Source organism: Oscillospiraceae bacterium NTUH-002-81 (assembly GCA_032620915.1).
GTDB lineage: Bacteria > Bacillota > Clostridia > Lachnospirales > Lachnospiraceae > JAGTTR01.
Window position 1 is genome coordinate 1,428,886 of sequence record CP136052.1, and the last position, 11,205, is coordinate 1,440,090.

The window sequence follows — 11,205 nt, forward strand, 5'->3', positions numbered from 1 at the left end:
TAAGAAAAACTTCATTTTTTTCATTGGATTTATTTACAAGTGCTCTCTATAATAGAATTAATTAACAGAGAGGACAGCGAGGGGACATGGCAGTGCACAGAAGAAACGACCGGTTTTATGACCGGGACTGGGAAGAGGAAAAACGATACCGGAGAAAAAAGAAGAGAAGGCGGCAGGAGCGGATGGCCCGGGGCATTTTTGTGGGCGGAACAGGGTGCCTGCTGGTGCTCTTTGTTGCGTTGCTTGTCTGGTTTCCAGGCAGATGGCTGTGGAACCGGCTGTTTCATAAGGAAGAACCGGCGACCCTGCTGGTGGAAGCGCCGGACTATGACGTACAGCTGCTGACACCCAACGAGTATTCCAGGCCCCAGACGGCCACCGATCCCATCACCGGCATTGTCATCCATTATACGGCCAATCCCGGCACCAGCGCCCAGAACAACCGGGATTATTTCGAGGGGCTCAAAGACAGCCACATCACCAAGACCAGCAGCCATTTCATTGTGGGCATCGAGGGTGAGATCATCCAGTGCATTCCCACCAAGGAAGTGGCCTACGCCTCCAACAGCCGCAACAACGATACGGTGTCCATCGAGACATGCTACATCAACGAGGACGGTTCCTACGAGCAGGCTACTTATGATTCCCTTGTGCATCTCACCGCCTGGCTCATGGGAAAATTCAACCTGAAAATCGATGCTGTCATCCGGCATTACGACGTCACCGGCAAGCTGTGTCCTCTGTATTTCGTGGAGCATGAGGATGCCTGGGCGCAGTTCAAGCAGGATGTGGTGGATTACATAGAGGCCAACGGCAGCACGCCGCCAAAGGAGCAGGAGTAAAACCAGAACAGGCATAAAAGAAAAGGAAAATACATTTCAGGCATAAGCGCAAATACGGCAGGGGTATTAGACATCCCTGCCGTTCCCGATTAAAATATAGGTGTCTGCTGAAAAAGGCAGGCATCTATTTTTTTAGTATGATGTATGATAGGAATATAAACGAAGGAGAGGTAAGATTGTTTTCCAATAAAGATTTACGAAATCTGATCGTCCCGTTTTTTCTGGAGCAGCTGCTGATGGCGCTGGTGGGCATGGCGGATGTTTTTGTGGTGGGCCTCCTGGGGGAGGCGGCAGTGTCGGGCGTATCCCGGATCAATGCCTTTAATATGATTTTTATGAATCTGTTCACGGCGCTGGCGGCGGGCGGTGCCGTGGTCATCAGCCAGTATATCGGCAGAAAAGACAACCGGCGTGCCGGGGAGGCGGTGTCTCAGCTACTGCTGGCGGCGGTGCTGTTTTCTGTGGCCATCTCCGTGGTGGTGCTGCTGGCCAAGAGCACGATCCTGCGCTTCATGTTCGGCCGGGTGGAGGACGACGTTATGGCAGCCTGCGTCACTTATCTGTGGATTTCCGCCTATTCCTACCCGGCGCTGGCCGTGTACAATGCCGGGGCGGCCCTTTACCGCAGCTTTGGAAAGACCAGCACCACCATGTACCTGTCCATCGCCTCCAATATCATCAACGTTGTGGGCAACTGTATCGGTGTGTTCTGGCTCCATGCCGGTGTGGCGGGGGTGGCCTGGCCCTCCCTGCTGGCCCGGATGTTTTCGGCGGTGGTCATCACGTTCTTTTGTTTTTCTGAAAAAAACCCGGTGCGCTATGGGAAAGCATGGATCTTCCGGCTGGATGGAAGCCTGCAGAAAATCATCCTGCGCATCGCCGTTCCCAACGGCATCGAGAGCGGCATTTTCCAGCTGGTGAAGGTGGCCCTGTCCAGTGTGGCAGCCCTGTTCGGCACGTATCAGATCGCGGCAAACGGCGTGGCCCAGAGCATCTGGTCGGTGGCGTCTCTGGTGGCTTCCACCATGGGACCGGTGTTCATCACCGTCATCGGACAGTGCATGGGCGCCGGGGATATTTCACAGACAGAGCAGTATTTCCGAAAACTGACAAAGATCACCGTAGGATTTGCCCTGCTGTGGAACAGCCTGATCTTTGCGGCCACACCGGTGCTGCTCCGATTCTATGCGCTGGAGCCGCAGACCAAGCAGCTTATCCTCATTCTGGTGCTGCTCCACAATCTGTTCAGTGCCCTGGCGTTTCCCTTTGCCGATCCCCTGGGCAAGGGATTGCGGGCAGCAGGAGATGTGCGCTTTACCACTGTGACCTCGCTGTTCACCACCATCGGCGTGCGGCTGGTGTTCTCCATTCTGTTTGCCATCGTCCTGCATATGGGCGTGGTGGGCATTGCCTGTGCCATGTGTCTGGACTGGGTGGTCAGAGGCGTGATTTTCTGGCTGCGGTTCCGGCAGGGCAAGTGGAAAAACTATCGGGTGATCTGAGAACTTCCATACAGGTGCCTGTCTGAAAATTTCGAATTTTCGGGCGGTACCTGTATTTTTTTGAAAAAAACTTGAAAATTTTTTGATAAAAAATTATCAGTAAATTGCCTGAAAAGTTTATACAAAAAAGGCAGATGGCATAATATACAATCAAGTGTTAAGAAATCGTTAATAACCCCTTTTGAAACTTAAAAAATATACAAAAACAGAACGGAAAATATGTCTAATTTTTAACTTAACAATACTGTTTAATAATTAACGATTGTTTACAATTCGTAAAAATTACTATAGAATAGAGTCAACATCGATGTGGGGTTGTACAAAATTATGGGTAAAGGGGTGTATTTATGGGAAAGGAACAGAAAGACTCCGGCCGCGCAATGGGGATCGTGGCATTTTTCACATTATTTATGGCAATTATGACATTTAACCTGATCGTGTTCCCTGCCTGTGCATTATCGACCATGGAAGTGCTGGGGGTAGGGCAGGCGGAGCTGACGACACTGACATCTGTGACATCGGTTGTGGGTGTGTTTGGCGGTATCATTTTCGGGCGGATGCTGGATACGAAAGACGTCCGCAAGAGTATTATGACATTTATGGCCATCGGCGTGGTGCTTTTCTTCGTCCGTGCATTTATGACATCGTATATTCCGGTGATGATCCTCACCTTCCTGGCTTCCTTCTGTGTAGGCATCTGCCAGGTGGCAGGCCCGAAGGTTGTGGCAACCTGGTTCCCGCCGGAAAATGTGGGAACAGCCATGTCGTTCCTGAACGCCGGTGCCGGTATCGGTTCGGCTCTGGGATTTGCCGTGGGCGGGATCTTAGGCATCAAGAACGCCATGCTTCTTGTGGGCATTCTCTATCTGGCACTGCTGATCTTCTGGCTTGTGATCGGCGGCGAAGGCCCTTACAAGATGGAGATGCCTCCGGTGCAGAATGCAGGCAATGGCTCCGGCGCTGTGTATAAGAGCAAGAATCTGTGGATGATCATCATTGCCTTCAGTATGGCAGTGACCAGCTCCCAGCTGGTAAACTCCTACATGATCAATTCCTTCGTGAGCAAGGGCCTGTCCCCGGCATCCGCTTCGGCTATGGGTACCGCACTGAACCTGTCTCTGCTCATCGGCGGTTTCATTATGACGGCGATCCTGAATTCTGTGAAAAAATTTAACCCGCTGCTGGCGGTAGCCATGATCGGCAGTGCTATCCTCATTCTGGCAGGCTGGTTCCTTCCGATCGGAACGATCACCTGGGTATGCGTCATCCTGGGCGGCCTGTTCTTCGGCGGTTCCCTGGGACTGTGTGCAGGACGGATCCCGCTGCTGCCCATGACCGGCGATTTCGGCCCGGAAAATATCGGTGCAGCTTCCGGCTTTAACGAGACCATCAAAGGCATCATCGGCTTTGTGCTTCCCATTGTGGTAGCCAACGCCCTGGGAACGAACTTTAACGGTATTTTCATCGTATTTGCAATCTGCTGCGTGATCTGTACGGTCTGTGGCTCCCTGATGATCCCGGAGCTGGGCGAGCGCGGCAAGCTTTTCCAGGAGACACAGAAGAGATCGTAAAACAGGAGAGATCCATTTACAGAACGGATAGAATGAAAAATATAAATTTGGGAAGGGGTAAGAATTTATGAAAGACATGTTAAAAGACCAGATTGCAATCGTTACAGGCGGCGCTTCCGGAATGGGAGAGGCAACGGCAAAGCTGTACGCTTCCGAGGGAGCCAAGGTTGTCATCGCGGATTTCAACCCGGTGAAGGCACAGAAGGTTGTGGATGAGATCACGGCAGCAGGCGGCGTGGCACGGTTCTATCAGCCCATGGACGTATCCAAACGGGAGGATGTGGAAGCCATCGCAGCCAAGACGGCAGAAGAGTTCGGACGGATCGACATCCTGGCTGCTTTCGCAGGCAAGACCTTCGACGGCGACCCGAACCTGACCCAGGAGCAGGTGCTGGAGAAGACCACCGCTGTCAACCAGTGGGGCATGTACTATTCCTGCTTCGCAGTCGTTCCTTACATGAAGAAACAGAAGAGCGGCAAGATCGTCATCTGTTCCTCCAACGGCGCCTTCAATCCCACCGCACCGGCATACGAGTATCATATGGCAAAAGGCGCCTGTGAGTCCCTGACCGTGAACCTGGCCATGGATCTGGCAAAATTCGGCATCCGCGTCAACTGCGTGAAGCCCGGCCCCATCGTCACCGCATTCTGGGATGAGCTGATGGACGACGGCCCGGAGAGAAAGGCCATGCTCAAGGGCATCGCTGACATCGAGGTACCCCTTGGCAGAACCGGCGTGGCAGAAGATATCGCAGGCCCGGCACTGTTCCTGGTATCTGATCTTTCCAGCTACATCACCGGACTCTGCCTGTACGTGGCAGGCGGCATGGGCTATGTATATGCCTTTGGTCAGTCTTCCATCGCACATGCAGGCGTGGGACGCACTGATTTATAATACAGACAAATACCACAAGAACATAAAAGTGGGATATGAATCCCACGATATGCGAATAGCGGGCGCTATGTGCCAGTGGCACATGTTTAGCGCCGACCGAAGCGGGGCGTAGAAGAATTGTGGGAGTGCGCAGCACGGAGCAATTCGCAGGGATATAAATATAAAAGGGGGACAAATGGGTATGGAGAAAAAAGAAATTGATTTTGGTAAACGGTTTGGTATGGGCGGACTTCGTTTTCCGCTGATCGATCCCGATGATCAGATGTCTATCGATTATGATACACTGAATGTGATGATCGATAAGTTTATGGCTGCGGGATACCGCTATTTTGATACATCTTATATTTATCACGGCGAGCTGTCGGAGTCTGCACTGGGCAGATGTCTCGTTGACCGGTATCCCCGGGATTCCTTCCTGCTTTCCACGAAAATGCCCATCAAATTTATGAAGAAAAAAGAAGATATGGAGACCATTTTCGAGGAGCAGCTGAAAAAATGTCATGTGGATTACTTTGATTTCTACCTGATCCACAGCATCGGCCGTGAGGCATATGAAAACTGTAAGAAATGGGATACCTTTGAGTTCCTGAAACAGAAACGGGCAGAGGGCAAGTTCCGTGAATTCGGCGTTTCCCTCCACGATTCCCCGGAATTCCTGGATGAGATCCTCACCGAGCATCCCGAGATCGACTTCGTGGTAGAACAGCTGAACTACATCGACTGGAACAACCCGGGTATCCGTTCCAAGGAAATCTATGAAGTGGCTGTAAAGCACGGCAAACCCGTCGTGGTTATGGAGGCCATCAAGGGCGGTACCCTGGTCAACATCCCGGAAGAGGCACAGAAGCTTATGAAGGACTACAATCCTGACGCTTCCATCGCTTCCTGGGCACTGCGTTTCGTGGGCAGCCTGCCGGGCGTGCGTGTGGTACTGGCCGGTATGCCGAAGATGGAATTCCTGGATGACAACCTGAAGACCTTCAACGACTTCAAACCGCTGAACGAGGAAGAGTATAAGATCATCGATCAGGTGGTGGACATCATCAACTCCAAGGTGGCCATTCCGTGTACCTACTGCAGATACTGTGAAGTACAGTGTCCGAAGAACATCGACATTCCCGACTACTTCGCCCTGTACAACGACCTGAACCGGCTGCGCTTGGACGATCCGAGCCTGCCGCAGACCCAGACGTTCTACTACATGAACTACATGGAACAGGGCAGAGGCCCGGCTTCCGCCTGCATCGGCTGTAAGAAGTGTGAGAAAGTCTGTCCGCAGCATCTGCCGATCATCGACTATCTGAAAGATTATGTATACAAGGACATCGAGTGCTATAACCCGGAGGCAAATATCGCTGCCATGAAGGAGAAGCACAAACACGATTAAGCCATTTGTCACCATTTTGAATATTTGTCTGTAAAAAGGCCGGGCAGCCTCTGGAAACAGGGGCTGTCTGGTCTTTTTGCGGGAAAAATAAAATGATGAAATACATTTGACATGGGTAGGATATCAGGTATAATAAAAATGAAATAAATAATTTCAAATATGTGAGGTTTTGCTATGCTGTATGATTATATATTGAAAAATTATGAAAAGGATGAGCCGATTTTTCTGTCCGAGCTTCCGGGAGATTCCAGAGATTACGTCCGTCAGGAAATGAAAAAACTTGTAGATAACGGAAAAATGGAGCGTCTGTTTAATGGGGTCTATTATCTGGCATATACGACGATTCTGGGAACAAAAGGGAAGATGTCGGTGGATAAATATGTAGAAAAGAAGTTTATTCATTCTAATGGCAGTGTATCTGGATACATTACGGGAATCCAGCTTGCCAATATGTATGGATTTACAACCCAGACCCCGGCCTGTATAGAGGTATGTTCGAATGAAGCAACCACAAAACAGAGAAAGCTTTGCATTGATGGAAGGAACCTGATCATTTATAAGCCGGTTACCGAAATTACGAAAGAAAATCAGGTTGTTTTGCAATTTTTGGATCTGATGACAACTGTTGACAAATACAGTGAGCTTTCGGGTGATTTATTGAAAATGAAGCTGAAAGAATTTGTAAATCTATTGCAGGTGGATTTTTCTGTCGTAAAAAAATACATCTCATTGTTCCCTGATCGGGTGTACAGAAATATTTATCAAGGAGGGCTGATGGGTGAGCTGGTATAGTGAATATAGGAGAGAATGGAAAGAAATTATAGAAACCGTTGCCCGTGAATGTAAAAGAGCGGAGCTGATGGTTGAAAAAGATGCCCTTCAATCTATGTTTTTATTGGGATTATCGAAAACGGATCTGCCTTTTGTATTTAAGGGTGGAACATCCCTGTCAAAAGCATATGGTTTGATAAATCGATTTTCCGAAGATATCGATCTGTCAATGAATCGGAAATTGATGCAGTCTGAAAGAAAAGCATCGAAAGAGTGTATTGTAGAGATTGCTAAGTCACAGGGGATGGAGCTTACAAATCCAGATCAGATTAAATCAAGATATGACTACAACAGGTATGTGTTTCATTACGATTCTCTTTTTTCAGCAAATCACTTCCTGTTCCATTTGAAGCAGCAACGCTTAATATGAATGTGCAGTCAATAGAACGAACTTTTATTGACAAGGTATTTGCCATTTGTGATTATCGTATCCAGAATATGCAGGATAGAGCCTCCCGTCATTTATATGATATCTGTAAATTACTTCCGATGGTAAAGTTCGATCAGAATTTGGATGAATTGATTGACGTTGTGAGAAATGACAGAATGCACGCAAAGAATCATCCATCTGCGCAGCTGGAATATAATATTCCTGAAATGCTGAAAGAAATGATCACCGGTCATTTCTATGAACCTGATTACCGAAATGTGACTCAAAAATTACTATATGAAGACATGAACTATGATTACGCCATTAAAAATGGCATTGCTGTGGTAGCGGAGTCGGATGTGTTTTTGTATAAGAATAAAACTAGAAAGGAAACGTTCAATTACCGCGTAAAATAATTGGATGGGTGGTGATACAATGAAAATAGAGTGGATGGGACATGCATGTTTTCAGATCAGTTGTGGAAAAGAACGGATTTTGATTGATCCCTTTGATCCAGACACTGAAACAGGTGGATATCTGCATGGTGCCAGTGGGCGGCATTTATACCATTGACAGCGAAAAAGCCAGACGGATGATGGCGCAGATCGAGCCCAAAGTGATCATTCCCATGCATTACCGGGATGGTGAAGCCGGGGTACAGGAGCTGGCTCCGGTGGAGGCGTTTACAGCGCTTTATCCGACAGAAATGGTGCACCATTTGTCTGATAATCAGTGGGATACCGAACAGGAGCCCCTACAGGGCGTGGTGGTATTTGATGCCGGGAAGATGCGGGGGCTTTTTCGTTGTGCTGTTTTCAAAAAAATAGTATAATTCGCCTGTAAGGGAAGGTGACACCATGACACTTCAACAATTAAAATATATCATCACCGTGGCGGAGACGGGAACGATCACGGAGGCGGCCAACCGGCTGTACATCACCCAGCCCAGTCTGACGAATGCCATTCATGAGCTGGAAAAAGAGATGCATATTGTGATTTTCAACCGGACAAACAAGGGCATCACGCTGTCCAGGGAGGGCGAGGATTTCCTGGGATATGCCAGGCAGGTGCTGGAGCAGGCGGCGATCCTGGAGGATAAATAAAAAAACGGGGATGGCGGGAAGAAGCAGTTCTGCGTGTCCACCCAGCATTATTCTTTTGCGGTGAATGCCTTTGTGGATCTGATCAAGGAATACGGCCAGGATGCTTACGATTTCAGTCTCCGGGAGACGCAGACCTATGAGATCATCGAGGATGTGGCCCGGATGCGCAGCGAGATCGGTATTTTGTTTCTGAATGATTTCAATGAAGCGGTGCTGCAGAAACTGTTGAAATCTCAGGATCTGGAGTTTCATCTGCTGTTTGTGGCGAAGCCTCATGTGTTTATCAGCAGGCGGCATCCGCTGGCTTCGAAAGAGGTGATCACCAACGAGGAGCTGCAGCAGTACCCGTATCTTTCTTTTGAGCAGGGAGAGCATAATTCCTTTTATTTTTCGGAGGAGATTTTTTCTGCTTTTGAGCGAAAGAAAAACATCCGGGTGCGGGACCGGGCGACGCTGTTTAACCTGCTCATCGGCCTGAACGGCTATACGGTGTGCAGCGGCGTGATCGACCGGAAACTGAACGGAAAGGATATCATTGCGGTGCCGCTGGCGGACGAGAGCGAGATGCGGATCGGCTACATTACCCATCGAAAGGGCAGGCTGAGCCGTCTGGGCAGCAGTTATCTGGAAGCGCTGAAACGGTATCTGGAGCCGGTCTTATCATAGTTTAAAACTATGAAGAATGCCGAATTTTAAATATTATACAATGCCTCCGCGGCCATTTATAATGATCCCATGATCAAAAAGACAACGGAGGAAATGAACATGAGCAATTTACAGACACCTTTTCGATATGATTATGTGGGAAGCTTTCTGCGTCCGGCAAAATTAAAACAGGCCCGGGCAGATTTTGAGGCAAAGAAAATAGATGCGGCACAGTTGAAGGAAGTGGAGGATGCGTGCATCCGGGAGCTGGTGGCAAAAGTAAAGTCGCTGGGGTACCATGTGATCACGGACGGCGAGTTCCGCAGATCCACTTGGCATCTGGATTTTATGTGGGGATTTCAGGGTGTGGAGCACAAGAAAACGGTGGAGGGCAACACCACCTTTGATGCGGAAGCTGCCATGATCGATGATACATACATGGTGGGAAAAATTTCCGTGAAAAAGCATCCTTTCGTGGAGCATTTCAAATTTGTGAAGGCGCTGGAGGATGAAAATACCGTGGCAAAACAGACCATTCCTTCCCCGGGGCAGTTTTACGCGTATTTCACCGGTGCCCAGCTTCTTGGCACCACGCTGGATATTTATGGAACGGAGGAAGCCTTTGCCGATGATGTGGTAAAAGCTTACGGACAGTTTGTGCAGGAAATCTACGCCGCTGGCTGCCGGAACCTGCAGTTTGATGACTGCGTGTGGGGCGGCATGGTGAATCCGAAGCTGGCGGTGGCGCTGACCGGACGGAAAGGTGAGCGGCTGGAAGCGTACAAGAAGCTGGTGCTTGCACTGAATAACCGGGTGGTGGAGCAGGCACCGGCGGATCTGGTTATCAACACCCATGTGTGCAGAGGCAATTATCATTCCACATTTTTCAGCTCCGGGGCCTATGACGGTGTGGCAGATCTTCTTTTTGGCGAAGAGCATGTCAATGCCTACTATCTGGAATACGATGACGAGCGTTCCGGCGGTTTTGCACCGCTGGCCAAAATCACCGGTGACAAGAAGGTAGTGCTGGGCCTGATCACCACCAAGCGTCCGGAATTGGAGGAGAAAGAGACGGTTATCGCCCGCATTCATGAGGCGGCAAAGTATGTGCCCCTGGAGCGGCTGTACTTAAGCCCCCAGTGCGGATTTGCTTCCTGTGAGATCGGCAACAAGCTGACAGAGGAAGAACAGTGGGCGAAGCTTGCGCTGGTAAAAGAAATCGCAGAAGAAGTGTGGAAAGATATCCGATAGAAAGCAAAGGCCGACGGAGGCGGCAGGGAAGTCCGATCGGAAAAGTGCGGGGGATCGGTGACAGGAAGATGCTTGGCGGATGGGCAGACCTATAGTATAATGGTTTCCAGAGAGAACGAGAGGAGTATCTGGAAATGATGAAAATACTTGTGATCGATGGACAGGGCGGCGGTGTCGGCAAGACGCTCATTACCTTCATCCGCCAGAGCGGCATTGCGGCGGAACTGATGGCGGCGGGCACCAATGCCATTGCCACTTCCAATATGATGAAAGCAGGCGCGGATGCCGGGGCCAGCGGGGAAAGCGCCGTACTGTACAATATCAGCTGCTGTGAGAAAACGGATGTGATCGTGGGGCCGGTGGGGATTATCTTAGGCAATGCCCTTCATGGAGAGGTGTCTCCGGCCATTGCCTCTGCCGTGTCCCAGAGCCCGGCCATGAAGATTCTGGTGCCCAGCAATAAATGTTCCCTGTATATGGCGGGCGTGGAGCAGAAGCCGCTGACGGAGTACATTGCGGATGCCGTGCGGAAGATCGCGGAGCTGGCGGCGGGCATGTAAGTCATTTGTAGTGCGGATGTCAGTTTTGTTTATTGAGAAAAATTATATTCTTCGTGAAAAACGTTGATGGATTTGGAAAAATATGGTAGATTTTTTAGAGTTAGAATGAACTAACTTTAGAGATCTGCCATATTTTTTTCGTGGTAGGAAAGTTCGTCCTGTCATATCAAAACGCTCGGTGAGGGTGTAAAGTGCCAGTGACGTTTGTTATGCACCGACCGAAGCGGAACGTGGATGCACTTGGCACC

General features: G+C 49.6%; 11 protein-coding genes and 1 pseudogene. All 12 read left to right on the forward strand.

Annotated elements, in window-relative coordinates:
* Positions 1-86: 86 nt before the first annotated feature.
* Complete coding sequence (locus RJD28_06785; protein WNV59180.1) at positions 87-842, forward strand: peptidoglycan recognition family protein; 756 nt, start codon at positions 87-89, stop codon at positions 840-842.
* 176 nt (positions 843-1,018) lie between these two features.
* Positions 1,019-2,344 carry an MATE family efflux transporter gene (locus RJD28_06790; protein WNV59181.1) on the forward strand — a complete coding sequence of 442 codons (1,326 nt, stop codon included), beginning with the start codon at positions 1,019-1,021 and terminating at the stop codon, positions 2,342-2,344.
* Between the two features lie 347 nt (positions 2,345-2,691).
* Positions 2,692-3,915 (forward strand): MFS transporter, encoded by a 1,224-nt coding sequence (locus RJD28_06795; GenBank protein ID WNV59182.1) that lies wholly within the window; start codon positions 2,692-2,694, stop codon positions 3,913-3,915.
* A gap of 67 nt (positions 3,916-3,982) precedes the next feature.
* Positions 3,983-4,810, forward strand: a complete 828-nt coding sequence (locus RJD28_06800) for an SDR family oxidoreductase (protein ID WNV59183.1) — start codon at positions 3,983-3,985, stop codon at positions 4,808-4,810.
* A gap of 181 nt (positions 4,811-4,991) precedes the next feature.
* Positions 4,992-6,197: an aldo/keto reductase gene (locus RJD28_06805; protein WNV59184.1), complete on the forward strand. Its 1,206-nt coding sequence runs from the start codon at positions 4,992-4,994 to the stop codon at positions 6,195-6,197.
* A 174-nt stretch (positions 6,198-6,371) separates the two neighbouring features.
* Positions 6,372-6,989, forward strand: coding sequence for a hypothetical protein (locus RJD28_06810; protein ID WNV59185.1), 618 nt, complete (start codon positions 6,372-6,374; stop codon positions 6,987-6,989).
* Positions 6,976-7,398, forward strand: coding sequence for a nucleotidyl transferase AbiEii/AbiGii toxin family protein (locus RJD28_06815; GenBank protein WNV59186.1), 423 nt, complete (start codon positions 6,976-6,978; stop codon positions 7,396-7,398). Before RJD28_06810 ends, RJD28_06815 begins: the two co-directional genes overlap by 14 nt.
* Positions 7,395-7,814 (forward strand): nucleotidyl transferase AbiEii/AbiGii toxin family protein, encoded by a 420-nt coding sequence (locus RJD28_06820; GenBank protein ID WNV59187.1) that lies wholly within the window; start codon positions 7,395-7,397, stop codon positions 7,812-7,814. The genes RJD28_06815 and RJD28_06820 overlap by 4 nt, the downstream gene beginning before the upstream one ends.
* Positions 7,815-7,897: 83 nt before the next feature.
* Positions 7,898-8,230 carry an MBL fold metallo-hydrolase gene (locus RJD28_06825; GenBank protein ID WNV59188.1) on the forward strand — a complete coding sequence of 111 codons (333 nt, stop codon included), beginning with the start codon at positions 7,898-7,900 and terminating at the stop codon, positions 8,228-8,230.
* Between the two features lie 25 nt (positions 8,231-8,255).
* Positions 8,256-9,167, forward strand: a pseudogene (locus tag RJD28_06830) (LysR family transcriptional regulator).
* Positions 9,168-9,266: 99 nt separating this feature from the next.
* Positions 9,267-10,397, forward strand: coding sequence for a 5-methyltetrahydropteroyltriglutamate--homocysteine S-methyltransferase (locus tag RJD28_06835; GenBank protein ID WNV59189.1), 1,131 nt, complete (start codon positions 9,267-9,269; stop codon positions 10,395-10,397).
* Positions 10,398-10,531: 134 nt separating this feature from the next.
* Entirely contained in the window at positions 10,532-10,957 is a 426-nt protein-coding gene (locus RJD28_06840) for a DUF3842 family protein (GenBank protein ID WNV59190.1), read from the forward strand.
* Positions 10,958-11,205 lie beyond the last annotated feature (248 nt).

Excerpts from the sequence above, each read along its gene's own strand:
- RJD28_06810 (WNV59185.1), top strand. The coding sequence starts at position 6,372 with ATGCTGTATGATTATATATTGAAAAATTATGAAAAGGATGAGCCGATT.
- RJD28_06785 (WNV59180.1), top strand. The coding sequence starts at position 87 with ATGGCAGTGCACAGAAGAAACGACCGGTTTTATGACCGGGACTGGGAA.
- RJD28_06800 (WNV59183.1), top strand. The coding sequence starts at position 3,983 with ATGAAAGACATGTTAAAAGACCAGATTGCAATCGTTACAGGCGGCGCT.
- RJD28_06835 (WNV59189.1), top strand. The coding sequence starts at position 9,267 with ATGAGCAATTTACAGACACCTTTTCGATATGATTATGTGGGAAGCTTT.
- RJD28_06795 (WNV59182.1), top strand. The coding sequence starts at position 2,692 with ATGGGAAAGGAACAGAAAGACTCCGGCCGCGCAATGGGGATCGTGGCA.
- RJD28_06805 (WNV59184.1), top strand. The coding sequence starts at position 4,992 with ATGGAGAAAAAAGAAATTGATTTTGGTAAACGGTTTGGTATGGGCGGA.
- RJD28_06820 (WNV59187.1), top strand. The coding sequence starts at position 7,395 with ATGAATGTGCAGTCAATAGAACGAACTTTTATTGACAAGGTATTTGCC.
- RJD28_06840 (WNV59190.1), top strand. The coding sequence starts at position 10,532 with ATGATGAAAATACTTGTGATCGATGGACAGGGCGGCGGTGTCGGCAAG.